We start from the raw sequence: 25,746 nt of genomic DNA on the forward strand, positions 1-25,746 counted from the left end.
GCAAGTGTTCTCTTGCTTATGTTTTTTCATTGTAAAATTCATCATGAATTATTGGCTTTCAAAAGGGATTATGTATATGTTAGCGAAGTTATATTAGGAGAGTATTTATTTCAAAACGTTTACGAGAAACAGATTACTTCCATTCGAAAAGGGGACATAACTATGAATGAATTGATTTTCGTCTTATTAATTTGTCCATTACTTATCTTTATCGTTTCTGTTATTGGAACACGCAAGACGAGAACGTATTACGTCATGCCGATTGTAACGTTTGCTAGTTTTTTAATAATAGGTGTTATCGCCTTTACTCCAAAATTTTTCTTTTGGGTTGGCATGTACAGCATCTTCTCATTTATTGTTTCTTATATGACGCTATTGTTTGTGAGAGGATATGAGGTTGCGGAAAATGCTAAATAGTTATTAACGAGGAGATTGTCATATGATTCTTTTTGATATTGATGGAACTTCATATGAAATTGTAACAATAATATAAAAAAACGACCGCGTTCCCCCGCGGTCGTTTTTTTTTCGTGTTACGCTGTGATCCAAGCTTCGTTTGCTGGATTTTTACGCCACTCTTGTAATTTTTTCGTTTCAGCTTGTCCGATCATACCTTTTTCTGCTGCTACTTCAGTTAATGCACTGTAGTCGCTTAAAGAATATGATGCTACGTTAGCTGATTCTAGTTTTTCTTTTCCTGCTTCTAGCTCGTATGTGAAGATTGATACGATTCCTAATACTTCACAGCCAGCTTCGCGAAGTGCTTCTACACATGTAATTGCACTACCGCCAGTTGAAATTAGGTCCTCTACTACTACTACTTTTTGACCTTTTTCAGCTTTTCCTTCGATTTGGTTCCCTTTACCGTGACCTTTTGCTTTACTACGTACGTAGCACATTGGTAAATCCATACGATCGCTTACCCATGCAGCGTGCGCAATACCAGCAGTTGCTGTTCCTGCAATAACTTCTACAGTTGGGAAGTGCTCTTTAATTAACTCTTCTAATCCAGCTGCAATTGCTTGACGTACTTTTGGATAAGATAAAGTTAAACGGTTATCACAATAAATTGGTGATTTCATACCTGAAGACCAAGTGAATGGATCATTCGGTTGTAAAAATACTGCTCCAATTTCTAATAAATGCGATGCGATTTCTTTTTTCATACTGTTACACCTTCCCACTGTTGTTTTACTGTTTTATACGCTTCAAGCGGATTTTCTGCTTTTGTAATACTACGTCCAACTACGATGTAGCTTGAGCCAAGTTCCCTCGCACGTTTCGGTGTTGCTACGCGCACCTGGTCATTTACATCATCGCTTGCAAGACGAATCCCCGGTGTTACTGTTACAAATTCATTTCCGCATACTTCACGTAATTTTGGAACTTCAAGTGTTGAACAAACAACGCCATCAAGTCCACTTTCTTTCGTTAGTTTTGCATAATGAGCAACCGCTTCTTCTAACGTTTTCTCAATGCCGATCTCTTTTTTCATCATAGCTTCCGAAGTGCTTGTTAGTTGTGTAACTGCAATACAAATCGGTCTCTCTTTTCCTTCTTGCTTACCTTCCTCTAATCCCTCAATCGCAGCTTTCATCATACTGCTTCCCCCAGCAGCATGAACATTTACCATATCAACATCTAGACTAGCTAGGCTACGCATAGCGCTTTTTACTGTATTCGGAATATCATGAAGTTTTAAATCTAGAAAGATCTTATGTCCTTTTTCTTTTAAGTACGTAATAATTGCAGGGCCTTCTTTATAAAATAACTCCATACCAACTTTGACAAATAACTCTTCCCCTTCAAAGTGGCGCAAGAATTGCTCTACATCTTGTTTCCCTGGAAAATCTAGTGCAACGATTAACGACTGTGACATGTTTGCTTCCAGCTCCTTCCTTGACATTCCGAAATGTGATCAAATCCTAATTCATCTAATAGTGCTGGTAACTCTTCGATAATTGTCGGACATACGAACGGATCAATAAAATTCGCTGTACCTACTGCAACTGCGCTTGCACCAGCGTAGAAGAATTCAATTACATCTTCCGCTGTTTCAATACCACCCATTCCGATAATAGGAATGTTAACCGCTTGACTTACTTCATGTACCATACGAATCGCTACTGGCTTAATCGCAGGACCTGATAATCCGCCTGTACGGTTTGCTAAAATTGGTTTAGCTGTTTTTAAATCTAGACGCATTCCAAGCAATGTATTAATCATCGTTAAACCATCTGCACCTGCATTTTCAATCGCTTTTGCAATTTCCACAATGTTTGCCACGTTCGGTGACAACTTCACGTATACAGGTACTTCAGAAACCTCTTTTACTCGCTTCGTTAAATCAGCAGCAATTTCAGGATTTGTACCAAAGGCGATACCACCTGTTTTTACGTTCGGACAAGAAATATTTAATTCTAGTGCGTGGACATTAGGCGCTTTAGAAATTTCCTTTGCAACCGCTACGTAATCCTCAGCTTGTGAGCCTGCAACGTTCGCAATGATTGGAAGATCAAATTGTTCTAACCATGGTAATTCAGAATTCATTACTTTTTCTAACCCTGGGTTTTGAAGTCCGATTGCATTTAACATGCCGCCCGGTGTTTCAGCAACACGAGGTGTCGGATTTCCATAACGTGGTTGTTCTGTCGTCGCTTTGATCATGATTGATCCTAGTACACTTAAATCGTAAAACTGTGCATATTCACGACCAAATCCAAAGCATCCAGATGCCGGTATAATTGGATTTTTTAATGATAATCCCGGTAATTCAACTTGCAATCTGTTCATAGTACAACCTCCCCGATTGGAAATACTGGTCCGTCGCTACACACCTTCTTGTAAGAATGTCCACTTGGATCTTCTTGTAAGTGGCATACACATGCGAAACAAGCTCCAATGCCACAGCCCATACGTTCTTCTAAAGAAATATAAGCTTTTTTCTCTTTGTAACGTCCTTCTAATGCACGAAGCATCGCTAACGGACCACATGAATAAAGAATATCAAAGTCAATTCCGTAATTATCAATTACATCTGTGACAAATCCTTTTGTGCCGTGTGTACCGTCTACTGTCGCAACGTACGTATCACCAAGTTCTGCAAATTTCTCTTCATAGAAAACGACATCTTTCGTTTGAAAACCTAAGATGTGAATTACGCGTACACCTTTTGCAACAAGGCGCTGTGATAATTCATAAAGTGGTGGTACGCCAATCCCCCCGCCGACTAGTAAAGCTGTTTGACCAGCTTCTGCTTCTTCTACAGGAAAACCGTGTCCTAGTGGTCCTAGTACGTCTACCATTTCACCTTGTTTTCTAGTTGCTAATGTTTTTGTCCCTTGTCCTTCTGCACGATATAGCATTGTAAATTCGTTCTTCTCTTGATCTACATTACAAATACTAATCGGGCGGCGCAGAAGGGGCGCAATGCCCTCTGCTACCTTAATGTGTACAAACTGCCCTGGTTCGTTCATTTGCTGTACTAACGTTCCTTGAAGCACTAATTCGTAAATGTTTTTTGCGATTTCTTTTTGATTAACGACGATCATATTTTGCTTTTGCATCATGCATGTACCACCTCGTGACGCTTCGTTTGCGTAATTTCTTTCATTGAATGAGCTGAGAATGTCATAGATTCTAGTACTCGTAAGATTGCTCTCGTTGTATCAAGTGATGTTAAGCAAGCCACACCATTTTCTACTGATTCACGGCGAATGCGGAAACCATCACGCGCTGGTTGTTTGCCTTTTGTTAATGTATTGATTACAAACTGCGCTTTTCCTTGACGGATAATGTCTAGTAAGTTGTAGTCTTCAGAATCAATTTTGTTTACAACTTGTACTGGAATATTTTGCTCTGCTAACGATTGTGCTGTTCCAGCTGTTGCTAATAAGTTATAGCCGATTTCATGGAAACGTTTTGCAATTTCCATCGCCTCTTCTTTATCTTTGTCCGCTACAGTAATGATTACTGATCCGTGCGTTGGAATGTTAATTCCAGAAGCAACTAACCCTTTGTATAATGCTTTTTCAAGTGTTAAGTCTTTCCCCATTACTTCCCCTGTTGACTTCATTTCAGGTCCTAATGTTGTATCAACTGAACGTAGTTTCGCAAATGAGAATACCGGTGCTTTTACATACACTTCTTTCTCTTCTGGGTGATAACCCGTTCCGTATCCTTGCTCTACAAGATTTTGACCTAAAATAACTTTCGTTGCAACATTCGCCATCGGTACACCTGTAATTTTACTTAAGAATGGTACTGTACGGCTCGCACGTGGGTTTACTTCAATTACATACACTTGATCTTCGAATACTACAAACTGGATATTTAGTAATCCAACAATATTTAAACCTTTTCCAAGTGCAATTGTATGTTCAATAATTTGTTCTTTCAGTTTTGCAGATAAGCTTTGTGGTGGATATACTCCGATTGAGTCACCAGAGTGAACTCCAGCGCGTTCAATATGTTCCATAATACCTGGAATGAATACATTCTCACCGTCTGAAATTGCATCTACTTCAATTTCTTTACCAACCATGTAACGATCGATTAATACTGGGTGATCAGCGTGAACTTTTACCGCATTTTTCATGTAGTGCAGCAGTTCTTCTTGACGATATACGATTTCCATCGCGCGTCCACCTAATACGTAAGATGGTCTTACTAATACTGGGTACCCAATTTTGTCAGCGATTGCTACCGCTTGCTCTACAGTCGTTGCTGTTTTACCAACTGGTTGCGGGATACCAAGCTGTGTTAGAGCTGCTTCAAACTTATCACGATCTTCTGCACGGTCTAAATCTTCAAGTGATGTTCCTAAGATTTTCACACCGTGAGCTTCTAATTTAGCAGCTAAGTTAATTGCCGTTTGTCCACCGAATTGGACGATAACACCTTCTGGCTTTTCTAAATCGATAATGTGCATTACATCTTCGATTGTTAATGGTTCAAAGTATAGTTTGTCAGAAATACTGAAGTCTGTTGAAACTGTTTCTGGGTTGTTATTAACAATGATTGCCTCATATCCAGCCTCTTTAATTGCCCATACAGAGTGAACTGTTGCATAGTCAAACTCAACACCTTGACCGATACGGATTGGACCAGACCCTAGTACGACAACACTCTTACGATCTGTTCTAACCGATTCATTCTCGTCACCATATGTGCTGTAATAGTATGGTGTTGCAGATTCAAACTCTGCCGCACAAGTATCTACCATTTTATAAATAGGAGTTATATTGCTTTCTTTACGCATATCGTAAATTTCACGCTCTGTTTTGTTCCAAGCTGCTGCAACGTAGTGATCACTGAAGCCCATTTCTTTCGCAGATTGTAGTACTTCCATATTTCCTACATTTGCTTTTACTTCGCGTTCCATATTTACGATGTTTTCAACTTTTTGTAAGAAGAAGAAGTCCATTTCACACCAATCGTTGATCTCTTCTTTCGTTACACCTTGACGAATTGCTTCTGCTATAATAAACAGTCGCTCATCATCAGCTTTTATAATGCGTTTTTTCATTGTCTCTTTATCAAGCTCTTTTAAATGCGCTAACTCTAAGTGATAAACGCCAAGTTCTAAAGAACGGATCGCTTTTAATAATGATTGCTCTAGGTTACGTCCGATTGACATAACTTCACCAGTTGCTTTCATCTGCGTTCCAAGCGTTCTGTTTGCTGATTCAAACTTATCAAATGGCCAGCGCGGAATTTTTGAAACAACATAGTCTAATGCTGGTTCGAAACAAGCGTATGTTTTTTGTGTTACTGGATTTATAATTTCATCTAATGTTAAACCGACTGCAATTTTTGCCGCTAGCTTCGCAATTGGATATCCAGTTGCTTTAGATGCTAGTGCAGATGAACGACTTACACGTGGGTTTACTTCGATTACATAGTATTGGAAGCTATGTGGATCAAGTGCAAGCTGAACGTTACATCCACCTTCAATTCCTAATGCACGAATAATTCGTAATGAAGTGTTTCGTAACATTTGATATTCACGGTCACTTAATGTTTGGCTCGGTGCTACAACGATAGAATCACCTGTGTGAACTCCAACTGGATCGATATTTTCCATGTTACATACTACAATCGCGTTATCATTTGAATCACGCATTACTTCATATTCAATTTCCTTACAACCAGCAATACTCTTTTCTAATAAACATTGTGTTACTGGACTATGTTTTAATCCACCTGATACGATTTCAATTAGTTCTTCTTCATTACTACAGATTCCGCCACCTGTTCCCCCCATTGTAAATGCTGGGCGAACAATAACTGGATATCCAATTTCTTTTACAAATTCATGTGCTTCTTCTAGCGTATGGATAATGGTACTAGATGGAATTGGTTCATTTAATTCCTGCATTAATGTACGGAATAAATCACGATCCTCCGCTTGCTCAATTGCTGATAATTTTGTTCCTAAAATTTCAACTCCGCACTCTTCAAGTATGCCTGATTTCGCAAGTTCAACAGCCATATTCAGACCTGTTTGACCACCTAATGTTGGTAAGATTGCATCTGGACGTTCTTTACGAATGATTCGGCTTACGAATTCTAATGTTAAAGGCTCAATGTATACTTTATCTGCTGTTGCAGTATCTGTCATAATTGTTGCTGGGTTAGAGTTAACAAGGATTACTTTGTAACCTTCTTCTCTAAGAGATTGACAAGCTTGTGTACCAGAGTAGTCAAACTCTGCTGCTTGCCCAATTACAATTGGTCCTGATCCGATTACTAAAATTGTGTTAATGTCTAGGCGTTTTGGCATAACTCTTCCCCTTCTTTCTTGAAGTTTTCAATCATTGCTAAGAAATCTTCGAATAAATCATTTGCATCTTCTGGTCCTGCTGAAGCTTCTGGATGATATTGTACTGTAAATGCTGGGAACTTCGTATGACGAAGACCTTCTACTGTTCCATCATTTAAAGCGACATGTGTAATTTCAAGTTCTGTATTTTTAACTGATTCTTCTTCTACTGCGTAACCATGGTTTTGAGATGTAATTGCTACTTTTCCAGTTGCAAGATGTTTTACTGGATGATTTAAACCACGGTGACCGAATTTTAACTTACTTGTATTCGCACCAGATGCTAGAGCGAACAATTGATGTCCTAGGCAAATTCCGAATAAAGGAACTTTACCGATAATGTCTTTTAACATTTCAATTGCTTCTGGTACATCTTTTGGATCTCCAGGTCCGTTACTTAACATAATTCCATCTGGGCTAAGGCGTAAAATCTCTTCTGCTGTTGTATTGTAAGGTACTACAATTACATCACAATCACGTTTATTTAATTCTCTTAAAATACCATGTTTCATTCCGAAGTCTACAAGTACAACTCGGTGTCCACGGCCTGGGCTTGGGTATGGATCTTTCGTTGATACGCGTTTCACGTGATCTGTAAATACTGTCGCTTTTAATTGGCTCACGATGTATTCTACATCTGCATCCATGTTACATAGACGTCCACGTAATGTACCGTATTGACGAATTTTTCTCGTTAATTTTCTCGTATCAATTCCTGCTAAGCCTGGGATATTTCTTTCTTTTAAGTAATCATTTAACGAAATTTCATTACGGAAGTTTGATGGGTGATCACAAATTTCGTTTACGATTAAACCATTTACAGATGGATGAATCGATTCAAAATCGTCACGGTTGATGCCGTAGTTTCCGATTAATGGGTACGTGAATGTTACGATTTGACCGCAATATGATGGATCAGATAATGTTTCTTGATATCCAGTCATTCCTGTTGTAAATACAACCTCACCTGACTTTTCGATTTCCCCTCCGAAACCTTTTCCAATTAATACTGTTCCATCTTCTAAGATAAGTTGTCTTTTCATACTAATGCACTCTCCTTTTGCCATGCGATCTTACCACCAACGATTGTCATTACCGGCCATCCTTGGCATTTCCAACCTGCGAATGGTGTATTTTTTCCTTTTGATAAGAATGTTGTTGGGTCAATCTCTTCTTCTTGTTCTAAATCAATGATTGTAATATCAGCTGTTCTACCTTCTTTCAGGCGACCTGCTTCTAAGCCGAATGTATCAGCTGGCTTTTCTGTTAAGAATTGAATTAATTGTTCTAATGTAATAATTCCTTTTTTCACAAGGTTTGTGTATAAAAGTGGGAATGCTGTTTCAAAACCAGTAATTCCGAATGGTGCTCTTTCAATTCCTTGTGCTTTCTCTTCCGCTGTATGCGGTGCATGATCAGTTGCGATCATATCGATTGTTCCATCTAGTAGACCTTCAATTAATGCTGCGTGATCTTCTTTTCCACGAAGCGGTGGGTTCATTTTAAAGTTAGGATCAGCTGATGGGATATCATCTTCACATAACACTAGATGATGAGGTGTTACTTCTGCTGTTACTTTAATTCCAGCGCGTTTCGCATCACGGATTACACGTACAGATCCTTTCGTACTTACGTGACATACGTGATAGTGACAATCTGCCGCTTCAGCAAGCAGTATATCCCTTGCAATATGTACAGATTCACATACTGATGGGATACCGTTTAATCCGTGTTTCTCAGAAAACTTCCCTTCATGTACACAACCTTTATTAATAAGAGTATTCTCTTCACAGTGCGCAACCACTGCCATATTTAATTTCGCTGCACGCTTCATAGCAGCTAACATCATGCTAGCATCTTGTACGCCTACACCGTCATCAGTGAAAGCGAATGCTCCAAGTTCTTTTAACGTCTCGAAATCTGTCATTTCAGAACCCGCTTGGCGTACTGTAATTGCTCCGTATGGTAGTACGTTGACATGCGCTTTTTCTTTAATACGATTTTGCAAGTCTTCCATATGTTCTCTGCAATCTGGTACTGGGCGTGTATTTGGCATTGCACAAATTGTAGTGAATCCACCTTTTGCCGCTGCTAGTGTACCTGTTTCAATTGTTTCTTTATGTTCACCACCCGGTTCACGAAGATGTACGTGTACATCTACTAATCCAGGTGCGATTAACTTTCCGTTCACTTCGATTACTTCAGCATTATCTGCCGTAATATTTTCTGCTACCTTAGCGATTTTACCGTCTTGTACGAGAAGATCTGTTGCTACGATTTTTCCTTCTTCATTCATATAACGACCATTTTTAAACAAGTAATTCATGTTTCATTCCTCCTAATACATTTGGTAAGGCGCGTTTTAGTACAGCCATTCTTACGTAAACTCCATTTTCCATTTGTTTAAATATGCGTGAACGCTCACACTCAACAAGTTCACTTGCAATTTCAACATCACGGTTTACAGGAGCTGGATGCATAATAATGCTTCCTTCTTTCATACGCTTTTCTCTTTCCACTGTTAATCCGTGTTTCTCATGATACTCTTTCATAATGTCTGTTTCATAATGATCATGACGCTCATGTTGTACACGAAGTAACATCATTACATCCACTTCTGGAACAAGTTCATCTAATGGTTTGTATGTTCCAAATGTGCTGTCTTCATCTTTCCATTCTTCTGGACTTGCAAAGTAAATTGTTGCACCCAGTTTCGTTAATGCTTCTGCATTAGAACGTGCTACTCGGCTATGACGAACATCTCCTACTATCGCAATCTTTAATCCTTCAAATCTTCCAAACTCTTGTTTAATCGTAAGAAGATCGAGTAGGCACTGCGTTGGGTGGTTTCCACATCCATCTCCAGCGTTTAAGATTGGGATATTTACCTGATCTTTCAGTTCATCGAAGTAGCGATCTTGCTCATGGCGGACGATTACCGCTTTTGTTCCGATTGATTCTAGTGTTCTTATCGTATCGTATAAAGTTTCTCCTTTTTGTACGCTAGATGCATCAGCTGAAAAGTTTAAAACTTCAAGTCCTAATCTCTTCTCAGCAACTTCAAAGCTAAATCTCGTTCTCGTACTATTCTCAAAGAACAAGTTCGCAACAAAAGTTTGCTCTGTCGTTTTGCTCTCTTTTCCATTCGCGAAATCTTCTGCGTCTTTTAGGATTTCTGAAATTTCTACTTCCGATAATTCACTCATCGTTAACAAATGGCTCATCGTCATCCCTCATCTTTCTGATTTTTATGTTACCACTTTTGTATTTTTATAACAATCTTTGTATAAAAATACCCTAGTCGTGTGAGACTAGGGTGCAAGAAAGAAGCCACCCTTTCCGGTCTCACAGGACTGAATTAAAAGGTTATTATTATGAAGCAATCTGCTTAGATTGTGTTATTTGTTTCGTTTCTGGTAGTAGTAGATTTAATAGTACACCTACAATTGCTGCTAGTGCCATTCCTTCTACTTGGAACGATTCTCCTACGTGAAGTACCGCTCCACCAATACCGATTACTAGTATTACTGATGCAATCATTAAGTTTCGTTTGTCACTTAGGTCTGTTTTATCATCTACCATCATGCGTAATCCGCTTGATGCGATTACACCGAATAGTAAGATTGATACACCACCCATAACCGGTGTTGGGATCGAATGAATCAGTGCAGAAATCTTACCGATAAACCCGAACATGATTGCGAACACTGCTGACCCGATGAATAAGTATACACTGTATGCTCTCGTAATTGCTAGCACACCAATGTTTTCACCATACGTTGTATTCGGTGGTCCACCGATAAGTGATGCGATTAATGTTGCTACTCCATCACCGAAGATTGAACGGTGTAAACCTGGTTTTTCAATTAAATCTCTTTTAATAACATTTCCAAGTACAATTTGATGTCCGATATGCTCTGAAATTGTTACTAGTGCAACTGGTACCATCAAGAGTACAATCTTCCACGAAAACTCCGGAGTATATGTTACAAATGGTACTGTGAAATCTGGTACAACAAACCATTTTGCCTCAGCTATCGGCTTTAAGTCTACTAGCCCTTGGAAGTAAGCGAAGATATATCCGCCGATAATGCCCAGTAACACTGGTATGATACTGAAAAACCCTCTTCCGAATATAGAGCAGATAATTGTAATTGCTAATGTTACTAACGCTACTGAAAAGTGTGTAAAGCTATATTTGCCATCCGCACCGTTCATCGCCATGTTAACTGCTGTATGTGCTAAAGCTAGACCGATTACCATTACTACTGGACCAACTACGATTGGCGGAAGTAATTTCATAATCCACTCTGATCCTGACTTCTTAATCCCGAGTGAAATTAAGATGTACACAAGTCCTGCTAACAAACCACCGAGCATTGCTGCTCCAGGTCCACCTGCTGTTTTCGCTGTTATTATCGGTGCGATAAAGGCGAATGATGATCCTAGATAGGCAGGTACTTGACCTTTCGTTATAAGAAGAAACGCTAGCGTTCCTAATCCACTTGATATTAATGCTACTGACGGATTCAATCCTGTTAAAAACGGAACCAGCACTGTTGATCCAAACATCGCGAACAAATGTTGTATACTTAAAAATAACCATTTTCCCGGTTTCGGTACTTCATTAACGTCTAACACTGGCTTTTGTTCCATTGTTACATCCTCCTTCAGTTTAATTCTTTGCAATAAAAAAACTCTTTGTGCCTGTGCACAAAGAGTCCTACACTTTCGTATGCCAAATTTGACATATGAAAGCCAAGACCCTTTGGCAGCCTCACAGGACTACATTTAAAAGGGCTTTACTTATCGTATATGCTTACTCGATCTTGTTGATCTGTCTCTTGCAAATCAACTTCGATACGCTCTTCACTTGATGTTGGAATGTTCTTTCCTACATAATCAGCGCGAATTGGTAGTTCACGATGACCTCTATCAACAAGAACCGCCAGTTGGATTTGTGATGGTCTACCTAAATCCATAAGAGCATCCATTGCTGCTCGAACTGTTCTTCCTGTATATAATACATCATCCACAAGGATTACTTTTTTCTTCGTAATATCTACAGGGATATCAGAACCTTTTACAAGTGGTTCTTCGTTTTTCGATTGTAGTGTTAGATCATCACGATATAACGTAATATCTAGCTCTCCAACTTCCATTTCTTTTCCTTCAATTTGACCAATTCGTTCTGCCAAACGTTGTGCAATAAAAATTCCACGAGTTTTGATTCCGACAAGAACACAATTATCGACACCTTTATTTCGTTCCACGATTTCATGACTAATTCGTGTTAAAGCGCGGCGAATCATTTGGTCATCTAAAACGACAGCTTTCTCTTGCATGCTCTACACCTCCAAGCTTTTTTTCTTGCGTGAGAGTAATGGTATAAAAAAAGTCCTCTCAACGTGTGCGAGAGGACTTTTGAAAAAAGGGTACAGCATACCCTATGTATTTCAAACCGTTACCTTCTCAACCTCACGGGGCTGTGTTAAAGGATCATTATTTAACTGTTGTCAGTATCTCAGTTTTCTTATGATTTGTCAATACTATTTTCGTAAAACATTTAATGTTTCTTCGAACACTTCTGGAATCGGTGCCTCAAACTGAATATATTCACCAGTACGAGGGTGGTCAAATCCTAAAATACCTGCGTGAAGTGCTTGTCCATTCATGTCTAATGTTTTCTTCGGACCATACTTTGGATCTCCAGCAAGTGGATAACCAATATATTTCATATGAACACGAATTTGGTGCGTACGTCCCGTTTCTAAGCGACATTCTACAAGTGTAAAATCTTTAAAGCGTTCTAACACTTGGAAGTGCGTAACAGCATTCTTACCATTTTCATCAACTGTCATGCTTTGACGCTCTTTCTTATCGCGACCAATTGGCGCATCGATAGTTCCTTTATCATGCGGAATCACACCGTGTACGATCGCTTTGTAACGTCTTGTTACTGTTTTTGCTACAAGTTGATTTACAAGTGATTCATGCGCCACATCATTTTTAGCAACCATTAATAGGCCTGATGTATCTTTATCAATACGATGCACGATACCTGGACGCATCACACCGTTAATGCCTGATAAGTCTGTACAGTGGTGCATAAGACCGTTCACAAGCGTACCACTTGTATGACCTGGTGCTGGATGTACAACCATACCACGCGGCTTATTAACAACGAGTACATCTGCATCTTCATAATAAATTTCTAAGTTCATATCTTCTGCTTGAATATCTAACTCTTCTGGATCAGGAATCGTTACTGTAATTTCATCGTTTTCTCTAACTTTATAATTCACTTTTACCGACTTTCCATTAACTGTAACAACATCATCTTTAATCCATTGTTGTACTTGTGAACGTGACCATTCACTGTTTATTTCTGCAACGAATTTATCAATTCGCTCGCTTTTTTGTTCTTCTGCAACTGTTACTTGTACTACTTCACTCATTCAATTACTCCTTCGTTTTCTTGCCTTCTAATAATGTTTGAATAATAATTAATACAACACCAATACATAATGCTGAATCAGCTATATTAAATACTGGGTAGTTGTACGAAAAAATATACACGTGAATGAAATCCACTACTTCTTGTCTAAATACACGATCAATAAAGTTACCAATTGCTCCGCCTAAAATTAGACCTAATGAAATTCCTAGAAGCTTGTCTGTTTTTGCGTATTTTTTCATATACATTACGATAAATACTACAAAGACAACTGTAATAATGTAGAAAAACCACATTTTATTTTCTAAAATGCCCCAGGCAGCTCCTCTATTTCGATGTGATGTTATGTATAATACATTATCGATAATCGGAATGCTCGTACCCAATTCCATGTTCTTTACAATTAGCCATTTCGATATTTGATCGATGGCAATGACAAATAACGCTATTACATAATATATCATTTTCATTTCCCCCACAAAGACAGTGTACCTCAAAATTTTAGCATAGCTGCAACCTTTTCACAATGAACCTTTATAGAAGAATAAAATAAATTAAAAAAAGGTAATATAATATCGTTGTGCACATTCATACATTTACTTTTTCATAGAAAAATTCATGTATAGTACGGGCAGTCGGCATCGTCTTCATTTGTTTTACCGAAATTATCCTCCCTGTTTCTTCACAAATACCATACATATCTATTTCCATTTTAAATAATGCACGTTCTACATCTTTTAAATCCTCTTTTATATCATGTAATAACAGTTTTTTCTTTATCTTTTCCTTTATTTCATATCCAAGCTCTTCGCTAAACTCTGTATCATATTTGTGCATGACCTCTTTAGCTAGCCTCTCTTGTAACTCTTTTCGCATCAATTGCAATTCTTCTTTGATTTCCATATACATTTCATTCACGTGTACATTCCTCCCAGCTGCAATGTACGATTAGTGTGTCCGAAATTTCTATGCTTACCTCACACACATTTTTCCTTCATAGGAAAGAGAGTGAAAGTTATTTCAATATATCGTCAATAAAAAAACTGACTGCACTTAGGCACAGTCAGTTTTTTTATTATTTTACATAGTTTTCTTTAACAACTGTTGCACAACGCTCACATAATGTTTCATGTTCCGCATCTTTACCAATTGTTTCTGAAACTACCCAACAACGTTCACATGTTTCACCAGTTGCTTGAGCAACAACAACCGCTGTATGCTCATACTTCGGCGCATCTGCTGGCGCTTCTTCCATCATGCCACCAAGTTTATACTCAGAGACGATGAATAATTGCTTTAAGTCTTCGCTAATAGACTCTAACATAGCTTTCATTTCTGCAGTTGGATATAGCGTAATGCTTGCATTTAATGACTTACCGATTACTTTTTCATTACGAGCTACTTCTAACGCCTTTAATACGTCATCACGCAATGTCATAAATGCATCCCATTTTGTTTTTAATTCTTCCGCACCATCTAATTGTACAGCTTCTGGCATATCAGTTAATTGTACACTTTCTTCTGTTACACCTGGAACGTATGGCCATACTTCATCAGCCGTATGCGGTAAGATTGGTGTTACAAGTTTCGTCAACGCAACAAGAACATCATATAATACAGTTTGAATTGCACGACGATCTTCATGGTTTGCACCCTCAATATATAAAATATCTTTTGCAAAGTCTAAGTAGAATGAACTTAAATCAATTGTACAGAAGTTATGAATTGCATGATATACAGCAGCGAAGTCGTATGTTTCATATGCTTCTTTTACTTTTGTAATTAAGTCATTTAATTTCACTAACATGTAACGATCTACTTCACGAAGTTCAGCTACAGCTACTGTATTTTCACTTGGCTTAAAGTCATCTAAGTTTCCTAATAAGAAACGGAATGTATTACGGATTTTACGATACACTTCTGCTACTTGTTTTAAAATATCATCTGAAATACGTACATCAGATTGATAGTCAACAGAAGATACCCATAAGCGTAAAATGTCTCCGCCTAATTGATCCATAATTTTCTTCGGTACGACGATGTTTCCAATCGACTTACTCATTTTACGTCCTTCACCATCTAATACGAAACCATGGCTTAGTACGCCTTTATATGGAGCTTTACCTGTTACAGCAACTGCTGTTGATAATGAAGAGTTAAACCAACCACGGTACTGGTCAGATCCTTCTAAATATAAATCAGCTGGACGTTGTAAGTCATCGCGCTCTTCTAATACCGCTTGGTGAGAAGAACCTGAATCGAACCATACATCCATGATGTCTGTTTCTTTACGGAATTCACCATTCGGGCTACCTGTATGTGTAAATCCTTCTGGTAATAGATCTTTCGCTTCACGCTCGAACCATACGTTAGAACCGTGCTCACGGAATAAATCTGCTACATGGTTAATTGTTTCATCTGTAATAATTGGATCGCCATTCTCTGCATAGAATACAGGGATTGGCACACCCCATGCACGTTGACGAGAAATACACCAGTCACCACGGTCACGAACCATATTATGAAGACGAGTTTCTCCCCATGCTGGTACCCATTTTGTTTCCGCAACAGCTTCTAATAATTCTTTACGGAACGCTTCAATAGATGCAAACCACTGTGCTGTCGCACGGAAAATAATTGGTTTTTTCGTTCTCCAATCATGTGGGTATGAATGCGTAATGAATGTTAATTTCAGTAACGCGCCTACTTCTTCTAATTTCTCTGTAATTGGCTTGTTAGCTTTATCATAGAATAAGCCTTCAAATCCAGGTGCTTCATTTGTTAATACACCTTTATCATCAACTGGACAAAGTACTTCTAATCCATACTTTTTACCAACAACGAAGTCATCTTCCCCGTGTCCTGGTGCTGTATGAACACAACCTGTACCTGCATCTGTTGTTACGTGATCTCCTAGCATAACTAATGAATCACGATCGTAGAATGGATGTTTTGCAACTGTATACTCAAGTTCGCTACCTTTTACCGTTTTCACAACTTCAGTATTTTCCCACTCTAACGTTTTTGCAACTGTCTCAAATAGTTCAGAAGCAATAATATATTTTTCATCATTTACTTTTACAATAGCGTATTCAAGTTCTGGGTGAACAGAAATACCTAAGTTTGCAGGTAACGTCCAAGGTGTTGTTGTCCAGATAATGAATTTCTCATCACCTTCTAATACGTTCTTTCCGTCTTTTACAGGGAATGCTACGTAAATAGATGCTGATTTTTTATCTTGATATTCAATTTCAGCTTCTGCTAAAGCTGATTCACTCGTTGGAGACCAGTAAACTGGTTTTTGCCCTTTATAGATATAACCTTTTTTCGCCATATCACCAAACACTTTAATTTGTTGCGCTTCATAAGCTGGCTCTAAAGTAATGTATGGGTTATCCCAATCAGCACGTACACCTAAACGCTTAAATTGTTCACGTTGACGTTCTACTTGTTCATATGCATACTCTGCACATAACTTACGGAACTCCGCAACTGTCATTTCTTTACGCTTTACACCTTTATTTGTTAAAGCTTGCTCAATTGGTAAACCGTGTGTATCCCAACCTGGTACATATGGTACACAGTAGCCAGTCATTGATTTATAACGAACAATAAAGTCTTTTAACACTTTATTTAACGCATGTCCCATATGAATGTCACCATTCGCATATGGAGGTCCATCATGCAATACAAATAAAGGACGACCTTTCGTATGTTCTTGTACCTTTTCATAAATATTCATTTCAGCCCACTGTTCTTGCATTGCAGGCTCACGTTTTGGTAAATTCCCACGCATTGGGAACTCTGTTTTTGGCATTAGTAATGTATTTTTGTACTCCATGCTCCATTCCTCCTTACATGTATAAAAGAAACACTTAAAAAACGGAATAAAAAAGAGACCTTCTCATCCCAAAAAGGGACGAGAAAGTCTCCCGCGGTACCACCCTAGTAGATCCTATACATATGTATACAATCCTCTTTATATTCTTAACGCGAATATACGCCTACGCTTACTCTATTTGTTCAGCGCGGAACTCCAGGGTGATATTCCCATTATCTCCTTATCCTGAGCTTACACCATCCTCAGTTCGCTATATAAGGTATGAAAAGGTACTTATCCCTATCTTCGTTTTTCTTAATAAATATGTTGTTTAAAATTATATGTAATAATGAGAAAAACGTCAAGCTTACACTGTTTCTTCTTTTTTCAACAGTTCATCTACTTCGTCTTCTAACTCAATTAGTTTATCCCAATCATCGTTGTTTAACATTTCAAGCTGTGTTTCTAGTAACATACGGAAACGAGTGCGGAATACTTTCGCTTGTTTCTTTAGCTCTTCAATATCAAAAGCAACTTTTCTTGATTTTACTAACGCTTCGTTAATAATACGGTCTGCATTCTTTTCAGCTTCACGTACGATTAATTTTGCTTCTTTTTGCGCATTACGTTTTACTTCTTCCGCTGCTTCTTGTGCAACAACGATCGATTTGTTTAACGTATCTTCAATATTAGAGAAATGATCTAACTTTCCTTCTAATTGCGCAACTTTTTCTTCTAAAGCTTTTTTCTCACGAATGACTAATTCATAATCTTTGATAATTTGATCAAGAAACTCATTTACTTGATCTTCATCATAGCCACGGAATCCGCGACCAAATTCTTTGTTATGAATATCTAATGGTGTTAACGGCACAACGCCACCTCCAAGTAATTATCTAAATTTCCTCTTTCAATTATATCTTTTCTTCGACAAAATAGGAGGGTTTCCTTCTAAAAAAACCATCATTTTAGTATACCATACAAAATTCTCCATTTGTCGCGCTTTGTTCTACCTTCTACAGAAAACAATTTACTTCGTCCATATCCTCTCACTGAAAAAACATCTCCTGGATAACATTCATAAGAAGTTTGCTCCACTGTTTTCCAATTAACCTTCACTAAACCATTTTTTATGAAAGGTTGTACTTTTTGTCTGGATATATGTAACATTTCAGCTAACATAACATCTAAACGAAGTGAAGAAACCGTTCCAGATTTCTCTCCCCACGTTTCTTGCATCTGTAGAATTTTTTCGCCTTGCACTGGTGATAAGGAAACTTTCGTTTTCCCTATAGATTGTAAGTTCATCTCAATATAAGATAGAACTTCTTTTGCGACTACAATTTGGGCACGATCTTCTTGAAGCAAAATATCACCACATTTTTCCCTCGTTAAACCGAGAGACATAAATGTACCTAATATTTGCCTATGCTCTAGCGTATAAAACTTAGAAGGATAGTCAATTTCCAATACTTCTACTTGAAATTCCTCTTCATTCACTACTAGATAGTCCGGATAAATGAGTGCTCTTTTACGCTCCGCATGAGGCGTTGCACCATCAAACTGTACAGCAACATCCCCTTGTCCTATCACCATAGTGACAATTTGTTGTTGTCTTGGATCAAGAAAGTCTGTTAACTTCACTTGATGGTACTCCGCTACTCGCTTCCACTCTAACACCTTATCCACAAAGACCTCTTCATCGGGTCTGAAATGTTCATAGATGCTCATGTATTTAACCTCTTACTATAAGAAATAGCCGAATATACTTACTAAACCCTTCGTAGCAAGCTTTAATGTAAAAATCGCAACGAGTGGAGAGATATCAATCATACCAAGCGGCGGGATAAATCTGCGAAATGGCTCTAAATACGGTTCACAAATACGCGCAAGAATATCTCCAAAAGTTGATTCCTTTGCACCTGGGAACCATGATAGGAGAATGTAAATAATAAGTGCCCACGAGTAAATCTCGATAGCAGTAATTAAAACGTTTAAAACTGTTACCATGGCGTATTACCACCTCTTTATATTTGTGTCTTCTTCTTCACCGAATAACTCTGAAATTGCACCAACAATATCTACATTTTCAGGGGTACACATAAATGTTTTCGGTCCTATTTTTTGAATGTCCCCGCCTATAGCGTATACAGTACCACTTAAAAAGTCAACGATACGTACAGCTTGATCAGTAGACATTCGTTGTAAATTAATTACAACAGCTCGTCTACCTTTTAAATGGTCCGCAATCCCTTGCGCTTCTGAATATGTGCGTGGTTCTAATAAAACAACTTTTGAAGATTGCTTTGCCGTTTCAATGCTCACAACATTTTGTTTCGGTTGCGCTTTTGGAAACGTAACATCTTGTTGTTCTGGCGGATCTTGCTGCTTCTTCATGTCTGTTTGCTCCTTTTCATAACTATATTGAGCTGCTTCTTTTTCTTCCGGTGTATCAAAAAAGAAGTATTTTACTTTTGACCAACTCATAATAAGATTCTCCTTCCTTTTACGCTTTTCCTACTAAAATCGTCCCCAAACGAATATATGTAGCACCTTCTTCAATTGCAATCGTGTAATCATTAGACATTCCCATTGATAACTCTCTACATGGCGCATGTAATAATTCTAGCTCCTGCACCTCTGTTTGCAGCTTACGTAACTCCTTAAAACAGCGTCTGATTTCTTCCTCTTCTCCTGTAAACGGAGCCATTGTCATTAGTCCAACCACTTCAATCTTATCCAGTTCTTGCAAACTTTGAATAAAAGAAATAGTTTCTTCTACTGCCAATCCTTGCTTTGATTCTTCAGATGATGTTTTCACTTGAATAAAACATTTCACTTTCTTATCAGCACGTTTTTGAATTTCTTTTGCAAGTGAAAAACGATCTAACGAATGTAAATAATCAATTTCATTAATGATTTCTTTTACTTTTCTCGTTTGTAATGATCCAATAAAATGCCAATTCACTTTCGAACCGAAATGTTCGTACTTCTGTAAGAAACCTTCATTTCTATTTTCACCTAAATCGATAATTCCAGCTTCAATTACTTCGTTTGTCTTTTCAATTCCTACCGTTTTTGTAACTGCAACAAGTTTAATATCTTGCAACGAACGTCCCGCTCGTACGCAAGATTGTTTAATTGCTTCGTTTACAGTTGTTAATTTTTTTTGTACTGTCACTTGCTTTCTTCCTCCTTAAAACCTATGAAACTCAACATTCTCCCTGTCTTACCTTGATCACGGCGATGAGAGAAAAATAGTTGCTCTTCACAGCTTGTACAAAGAGATGACATTACAATATTCTCTTCTTTTATGCCTGCTTGTACACATAATATACGATTAATTTCTTTTAAATTAATTGCGTACTGCCCATCAGAAACTTTTTTATAAGGGACAGAACCGTTTACTACTTGCTCTGCTGCTGTTAACACTCTATCATCAACAACGTAACAACAAGATCCAATTGCTGGTCCGATTGCAACATGAATTTCATCGCTTGAAATGCCTTCTGCATTCCATTTTTGAATCATTTCCTTTGCAATCTCTTTTACAGTCCCTTTCCATCCAGCATGCGCAAGTCCTATCATACCATGTGATGGCGCATAAAAATAGAGTGGAACACAATCTGCGTAACAAGATGTTAGAAGAACATCATTGTTAGTCGTATAAATGCCATCTGTTTTTGAAATGCCGTCTTCATATGAATAGACGCCACTTCCTTTTTCTTGTTGTCCTACTTTTTCAACATGATGATCATGAACTTGTTCAGAGCAAATCCAGTTTTCTAATGGTTTTTGTAACTTATTTGCTAAAATGCGTCTGTTTTCATGAACGTTCTCCACGATATCATTCACATGTAATCCTAAATTCATCGCATGAAAGGAGCCCGTACTTACCCCACCATCTTTTGTCGTAAATCCAGCAGTAATGTTTCCAAGTTCTTTCCACGCTTGTAAATACAGTATACCGTCCACATATTTAAATGGTTCTCTCATAACAAAGCGACCCCTTTTTAATTAAAATATCATAAAAAAGCATGGTACTTCCTGTCTATTTTACCATACTTTTATTTTTTCATAATCCCAACAGAAAAAAAAGAGGAATTTGTAATATTCTTTATGAAATTGTCGGTGTTTGTATTGATTCTGTTACAGAATTAACAGGATTTACTCTAACAAGTATGACATCTTCCCCAATTTTCACAATTTCCTTCCAAGGAATTACAATTTCTACATCTTTCCCAAAAATCCCTAACATACGTGCCTGTTTGGAAATAATAATAGACCCGATCTTCCCTGTGTTCATATCAATTTCGATATCTCCAATATTCCCAAGCCTTTTTCCATCTGAAACATTTATTATCTCTTTCATCTGCAACTCCGAAATTCTGATCATTTGCATCCTCTCCCTTATATATGACGAATTGAAAAAACACTATTTCTCAAATTTACAGGAAGCACCCTCTACTAATCCCATATAATTTTCATTATATGAACACAACTTCCCTACTATGAGCGAAGACAAACTATATTACATATAAAAAGGTTTCACCATAAATGGTGAAACCTTATCCTTGAATCGTCTTATTCATTTGTTTAATAGCCGATTTCTCTAAACGTGACACTTGCGCTTGAGAAATCCCAATTTCTTCTGCAACTTCCATTTGTGTTTTTCCTTGGAAGAAACGTTTTCGAATAATCATTTTCTCACGGTCATTTAAACGCTTCATCCCTTCTTTCAAGGCTAACTCTTCAACCCACTGCTCGTCCTTTTGTTTTTCATCACTTAGCTGATCCATAACAAAAATAGGATCTCCCCCATCGTTATAAATCGGCTCAAATAATGAAACTGGGTCTTGAATCGCATCTAAAGCAAAAACAATTTCTTCATGAGTCACTTCAAGCACTTTTGCAATATCCATTGCTGTAGGTTCTTTTGAATTTTCTGCAATTAATTTTTCTCTTACTTGTAACGCTTTATACGCAATATCTCGTAATGATCGAGATACGCGAATCGGATTGTTATCACGCAAATATCTGCGTATTTCCCCAATAATCATCGGCACAGCATACGTTGAAAATTTTACATTTTGGCCTAAATCAAAATTATCAATGGATTTCATAAGTCCGATGCAACCAACTTGAAATAAATCGTCAACATATTCTCCTCTGTTATTAAATCTTTGGATGACGCTCAGTACAAGACGTAAGTTTCCATTCACTAATTTCTCTCTTGCGCTTATCTCTCCACTTTGCATTTCACGAAATAATTTACGCATTTCATCATTTTTTAGTACGGGAAGTTTAGCTGTATCAACACCGCAAATTTCTACTTTGTTTCTCGTCAAAGTGTTCCCTCCTATCGGGAGTTGCTGTACAGTGTAAAGTATTTCCTTTGAAGGGGATTTTATGCATGCGGTTTTCTCTTCATTTTTCATTTTCGTTGTCTCTTCTCATACAACGAAAGAGAAGAAGACCAGCCTAGATAACGGCTGGTCTTCTTCTTTACACCATTTTATTAAATTCTTTTCGTAATCTTTTTATGATTCTTTTTTCTAAACGTGAAATGTATGACTGTGAAATTCCAAGCATATCCGCCACATCTTTTTGCGTCTTTTCCTCTTCTCCAGCAAGCCCAAACCGGAGTTCCATAATTTGTTTTTCACGATCATTTAATTGATGCAATGCTTTCATTAGAAGATGACGATCTACAGTAGCTTCTAAATCTTTTGTAATAATATCATCATCTGTACCTAATACATCCGATAATAAAAGTTCATTTCCGTCCCAATCGATGTTAAGCGGTTCATCAAAAGAAACTTCTGATCGGTTTTTATTATTCCGGCGCAAATGCATTAAAATTTCATTTTCTATACAACGTGAGGCATATGTTGCTAATTTTATTTTCTTTTCTGGATTAAATGTATTAACCGCTTTAATAAGGCCGATTGTTCCAATACTAATCAAATCTTCAATATTTATCCCTGTATTTTCAAACTTTCTTGCTATATATACAACTAGCCGTAAGTTACGTTCAATCAGTAACGATCTTGCTGCCTGATCTCCTTTTGGCAATTTATTCAAAAGAACTTCCTCTTCTTCTTTCGTTAACGGTGGTGGCAACGCTTCACTTCCACCAATATAATAAATTTCATCGGTCTTAATTCCTAATTTCAACAATACTTTATACCAAAGGTATACTAAATAAAATTTTAATTTCATCATATTATCCCGCCTCCCATTATTAAGCAATTACTACTTTTTGCGAAATTAACATTTTCGGATGCACAATACATTGATACTCTCCATTGGTTGACAACTGTTGTGTATTTAATCCAATCAATACTTTGCTAACTACAATAGAACTACCTTCATAATCAATTTGCACACTGTCTGGCTTAACGGCCCATAAAAATTGACTCTCTACTCCTACTGCTCGGAAAGGAATTAATCTTAATTTTGTCGCCCACCCAGAATCATTCTCTGGTATTTGAGGAATCTCTGTTTTGGAATAAATTTGTTCTGTTAACCACGCTGGCAAGCAATGTTCTAATGATGAAATATGCATAATCATAACGGGTGTTTTTGTTAACGGGTCATAAAGTTGGTTCCCACTATCAATTAAACCTGCGAGTTCTAGTTCCTCTTCAGCTAATTGAATTTTCAATTTCACAATTTGATCATAGTGTATTTTTGTAACCTCTACGCTTTCAATACGCTTTTTAGAAAAATAATAAATTACTGGAAAACCAAAAACAACAAACAACCAGCTAATTGGGTCACCATAAGAAATGGATTGAGATTGAACCAATCCATTTACCATTTCATTCGTTTGCAAAAAGAAATGAGTGCCAATTAACCCTCCGCCAACCATAAAGGTTACAAAGTAAAAAGTAAAAACAGTTTGTGCATAATTTCTAAACGTTGTAAACCCAAATGCTGTATACACAATTAGTAACGAGTACAGTAGTTTCATAATTGGATGTGTCATCATAGAAGCAAAAGGAGTAAAGGCAAAAATAACAATGGTTGAACCTATAAATGCCCCTAACACAAGCCTCCATCTTTTGATCTTCTTTTTTAGCACGGTAGCTGTTAATAAAAGTAAAAGAAAATCAATGCAGGCGTTTAACAACCAAACAACGTCGGCGTAAACAACCAAACAATTCACCTCTTTTTTTGAGTTGAGACTAGTATAATGCATATCCAATAGGAAAGTGTGTCAATTTGCGGAGGTGTTTTTTTGTTATTTTGTGCTTTCTAGACAGAATCTGTCGGTAAAAAATAAAAGTATACATTTCATAGAATACTATACTTGTTTGCTTACATATAAAGTGAAACTTTACAATCCTCACAAATCGGGCTTTTACGAGCAGCCGGACAAATCGAAATATATAAAATAAAAAAAGACCTGCTTAGCAGATCTTTTTCCTGTATAAAACAAAAAAGGAGCATAAAAGCTCCTTTTCTTTTATCGTCTACGACGGTTACGTAAGAATGCTGGAATATCGATGTCATCTGAATCTGTATGACGCTCATGCACAACCGGCTCTTCACGTTTCATTTCACGCTTAACTTCACGTTGTTTTGAAGGTTGAGCTACTTGCTGTTGTTGCGTGTGATTCGCAGTCGGACGAATAATCGGTTTTGGTGGCTGTGTTGCAGCACTATCATCAAAACCAGTTGCAATTACAGTTACAACGATATCATCTTTTAATCCTTCGTTAATAACAGAACCGAAGATCATATTTACTTCTGGATCTGAAGCTGAAGCTACAATGTCTGCCGCTTCTTGTACTTCATATAAGCTTAAGTTAGCTCCACCCGTAATGTTCATGATAACACCTTGAGCTCCGTCAATAGATGTTTCTAATAATGGACTAGAAATCGCTTTTTTCGCAGCTTCAGCAGCACGATTTTCTCCATTACCAGAACCAATACCCATTAAAGCAGAACCTCTATTAGACATAATTGTCTTTACGTCTGCGAAGTCTAAGTTAATTAAACCTGGTGTTGCAATTAAATCAGAAATACCTTGAACACCTTGGCGTAATACGTTATCTGCTTCACGGAATGCTTCTAACATCGGCGTATTTTTATCAACAATCTCTAATAAACGATCATTTGGAATTACAATAAGTGTATCTACATTTTCTTTAAATGCCGCAATACCAGATGCTGCTTGTGTTGCACGCTTGCGTCCTTCAAATGTAAATGGACGTGTTACAACACCAACTGTTAATGCACCTAATTCTTTTGCAACTTGAGCAACAACTGGAGCTGCACCAGTTCCAGTTCCGCCGCCCATACCAGCAGTTACGAAGACCATATCTGCACCACGAAGTGCTTCTTGGATCTGTTCTTTACTTTCTTCTGCAGCCTTTTTCCCTACTTCAGGGTTTGCACCTGCACCAAGTCCACGTGTTAATTTTCCACCAATTTGCATTTTTGTTTCAGCTTTTGATAGATTTAATGCTTGTGCATCAGTATTCACAGCGATAAAGTCTACACCTTGTACACCGTGTTCAATCATACGGTTTACAGCATTGTTTCCGCCACCGCCGACACCGATAACTTTTATATTCGCTAATTGATCTTGAGTAGTATCAAACTCTAACATGTCGAAATCCCCCTAGAACCTCATTT

26 protein-coding genes and 1 other annotated feature are annotated in these 25,746 nt (G+C 37.6%); of the genes, 1 reads left to right on the forward strand and 25 read right to left on the reverse strand.

Annotation, left to right across the window (positions count from 1 at the left end):
* Positions 1–162: 162 nt before the first annotated feature.
* Complete coding sequence (locus tag PDL00_RS09915) at positions 163–417, forward strand: YbeF family protein (RefSeq protein WP_270728878.1); 255 nt, start codon at positions 163–165, stop codon at positions 415–417.
* 116 nt (positions 418–533) lie between these two features.
* Here the strand turns inward: PDL00_RS09915 and pyrE are convergent, their stop codons facing one another.
* The 25 genes from pyrE to ftsZ all read right to left on the reverse strand — a co-directional run bounded on the left by pyrE (position 534) and on the right by ftsZ (position 25,720).
* A complete protein-coding gene (pyrE, locus tag PDL00_RS09920) occupies positions 534–1,166 on the reverse strand; it encodes an orotate phosphoribosyltransferase (protein ID WP_063260442.1) in 633 nt (210 codons plus the stop codon).
* Positions 1,163–1,879, reverse strand: coding sequence for an orotidine-5'-phosphate decarboxylase (pyrF, locus tag PDL00_RS09925; protein WP_000083496.1), 717 nt, complete (start codon positions 1,877–1,879; stop codon positions 1,163–1,165). The genes pyrE and pyrF overlap by 4 nt, the downstream gene beginning before the upstream one ends.
* The gene (gene pyrD / locus PDL00_RS09930; protein WP_001081057.1) at positions 1,864–2,793 is read right to left on the reverse strand and encodes a dihydroorotate oxidase B catalytic subunit; all 930 of its coding nucleotides are present in this window, start codon (positions 2,791–2,793) and stop codon (positions 1,864–1,866) included. Before pyrD ends, pyrF begins: the two co-directional genes overlap by 16 nt.
* Positions 2,790–3,569, reverse strand: a complete 780-nt coding sequence (gene pyrK / locus PDL00_RS09935; protein WP_000983359.1) for a dihydroorotate oxidase B electron transfer subunit — start codon at positions 3,567–3,569, stop codon at positions 2,790–2,792. Before pyrK ends, pyrD begins: the two co-directional genes overlap by 4 nt.
* Positions 3,566–6,784 carry a carbamoyl-phosphate synthase large subunit gene (gene carB / locus PDL00_RS09940; RefSeq protein WP_270728881.1) on the reverse strand — a complete coding sequence of 1,073 codons (3,219 nt, stop codon included), beginning with the start codon at positions 6,782–6,784 and terminating at the stop codon, positions 3,566–3,568. The genes pyrK and carB overlap by 4 nt, the downstream gene beginning before the upstream one ends.
* Positions 6,769–7,866, reverse strand: coding sequence for a carbamoyl phosphate synthase small subunit (locus PDL00_RS09945; protein ID WP_000828668.1), 1,098 nt, complete (start codon positions 7,864–7,866; stop codon positions 6,769–6,771). The genes carB and PDL00_RS09945 overlap by 16 nt, the downstream gene beginning before the upstream one ends.
* The gene (gene pyrC / locus PDL00_RS09950) at positions 7,863–9,149 is read right to left on the reverse strand and encodes a dihydroorotase (RefSeq protein WP_061678235.1); all 1,287 of its coding nucleotides are present in this window, start codon (positions 9,147–9,149) and stop codon (positions 7,863–7,865) included. The genes PDL00_RS09945 and pyrC overlap by 4 nt, the downstream gene beginning before the upstream one ends.
* Positions 9,133–10,047, reverse strand: coding sequence for an aspartate carbamoyltransferase (pyrB, locus tag PDL00_RS09955; RefSeq protein ID WP_000018864.1), 915 nt, complete (start codon positions 10,045–10,047; stop codon positions 9,133–9,135). The genes pyrC and pyrB overlap by 17 nt, the downstream gene beginning before the upstream one ends.
* Before the next feature lie 148 nt (positions 10,048–10,195).
* Entirely contained in the window at positions 10,196–11,479 is a 1,284-nt protein-coding gene (gene uraA / locus PDL00_RS09960) for a uracil permease (RefSeq protein ID WP_097816872.1), read from the reverse strand.
* Positions 11,480–11,625: 146 nt separating this feature from the next.
* Positions 11,626–12,168: a bifunctional pyrimidine operon transcriptional regulator/uracil phosphoribosyltransferase gene (gene pyrR, locus PDL00_RS09965; protein WP_001156490.1), complete on the reverse strand. Its 543-nt coding sequence runs from the start codon at positions 12,166–12,168 to the stop codon at positions 11,626–11,628.
* A gap of 204 nt (positions 12,169–12,372) precedes the next feature.
* Positions 12,373–13,281 (reverse strand): RluA family pseudouridine synthase, encoded by a 909-nt coding sequence (locus PDL00_RS09970; protein ID WP_242253013.1) that lies wholly within the window; start codon positions 13,279–13,281, stop codon positions 12,373–12,375.
* 4 nt (positions 13,282–13,285) lie between these two features.
* Positions 13,286–13,744, reverse strand: a complete 459-nt coding sequence (gene lspA / locus PDL00_RS09975) for a lipoprotein signal peptidase LspA (RefSeq protein WP_001980603.1) — start codon at positions 13,742–13,744, stop codon at positions 13,286–13,288.
* A 124-nt stretch (positions 13,745–13,868) separates the two neighbouring features.
* Positions 13,869–14,198 (reverse strand): TraR/DksA family transcriptional regulator, encoded by a 330-nt coding sequence (locus PDL00_RS09980; RefSeq protein ID WP_270728886.1) that lies wholly within the window; start codon positions 14,196–14,198, stop codon positions 13,869–13,871.
* Between the two features lie 157 nt (positions 14,199–14,355).
* Positions 14,356–17,121, reverse strand: a complete 2,766-nt coding sequence (gene ileS2, locus PDL00_RS09985; RefSeq protein ID WP_270728888.1) for an isoleucine--tRNA ligase — start codon at positions 17,119–17,121, stop codon at positions 14,356–14,358.
* Between the two features lie 71 nt (positions 17,122–17,192).
* Positions 17,193–17,416: a binding site (T-box leader), on the reverse strand.
* Positions 17,417–17,467: 51 nt separating this feature from the next.
* Positions 17,468–17,974, reverse strand: a complete 507-nt coding sequence (gene divIVA, locus PDL00_RS09990) for a septum site-determining protein DivIVA (RefSeq protein WP_001131611.1) — start codon at positions 17,972–17,974, stop codon at positions 17,468–17,470.
* 89 nt (positions 17,975–18,063) lie between these two features.
* Entirely contained in the window at positions 18,064–18,831 is a 768-nt protein-coding gene (locus PDL00_RS09995) for a YlmH family RNA-binding protein (RefSeq protein WP_242253009.1), read from the reverse strand.
* 15 nt (positions 18,832–18,846) lie between these two features.
* Complete coding sequence (locus tag PDL00_RS10000; RefSeq protein ID WP_097816876.1) at positions 18,847–19,110, reverse strand: YggT family protein; 264 nt, start codon at positions 19,108–19,110, stop codon at positions 18,847–18,849.
* Positions 19,111–19,116: 6 nt separating this feature from the next.
* On the reverse strand, positions 19,117–19,587 hold the full coding sequence (locus PDL00_RS10005; protein WP_000119136.1) for a cell division protein SepF: 471 nt from the start codon (positions 19,585–19,587) through the stop codon (positions 19,117–19,119).
* A 19-nt stretch (positions 19,588–19,606) separates the two neighbouring features.
* Positions 19,607–20,281, reverse strand: a complete 675-nt coding sequence (locus tag PDL00_RS10010; RefSeq protein ID WP_270728892.1) for a YggS family pyridoxal phosphate-dependent enzyme — start codon at positions 20,279–20,281, stop codon at positions 19,607–19,609.
* On the reverse strand, positions 20,278–21,096 hold the full coding sequence (gene pgeF / locus PDL00_RS10015; protein WP_242253005.1) for a peptidoglycan editing factor PgeF: 819 nt from the start codon (positions 21,094–21,096) through the stop codon (positions 20,278–20,280). The genes PDL00_RS10010 and pgeF overlap by 4 nt, the downstream gene beginning before the upstream one ends.
* 121 nt (positions 21,097–21,217) lie before the next feature.
* Positions 21,218–21,496 (reverse strand): YlmC/YmxH family sporulation protein, encoded by a 279-nt coding sequence (locus PDL00_RS10020; RefSeq protein ID WP_142285755.1) that lies wholly within the window; start codon positions 21,494–21,496, stop codon positions 21,218–21,220.
* A gap of 172 nt (positions 21,497–21,668) precedes the next feature.
* Positions 21,669–22,448 (reverse strand): RNA polymerase sporulation sigma factor SigG, encoded by a 780-nt coding sequence (sigG, locus tag PDL00_RS10025; RefSeq protein WP_000197753.1) that lies wholly within the window; start codon positions 22,446–22,448, stop codon positions 21,669–21,671.
* A gap of 157 nt (positions 22,449–22,605) precedes the next feature.
* Positions 22,606–23,325, reverse strand: a complete 720-nt coding sequence (sigE, locus tag PDL00_RS10030) for an RNA polymerase sporulation sigma factor SigE (RefSeq protein WP_000976947.1) — start codon at positions 23,323–23,325, stop codon at positions 22,606–22,608.
* Positions 23,326–23,344: 19 nt separating this feature from the next.
* Positions 23,345–24,262: a sigma-E processing peptidase SpoIIGA gene (spoIIGA, locus tag PDL00_RS10035; RefSeq protein WP_061678244.1), complete on the reverse strand. Its 918-nt coding sequence runs from the start codon at positions 24,260–24,262 to the stop codon at positions 23,345–23,347.
* 309 nt (positions 24,263–24,571) lie between these two features.
* Positions 24,572–25,720, reverse strand: a complete 1,149-nt coding sequence (gene ftsZ, locus PDL00_RS10040) for a cell division protein FtsZ (RefSeq protein ID WP_097816879.1) — start codon at positions 25,718–25,720, stop codon at positions 24,572–24,574.
* Positions 25,721–25,746 lie beyond the last annotated feature (26 nt).

The organism is Bacillus cereus group sp. TH152-1LC, from assembly GCF_027710505.1.
GTDB lineage: Bacteria > Bacillota > Bacilli > Bacillales > Bacillaceae_G > Bacillus_A > Bacillus_A mobilis.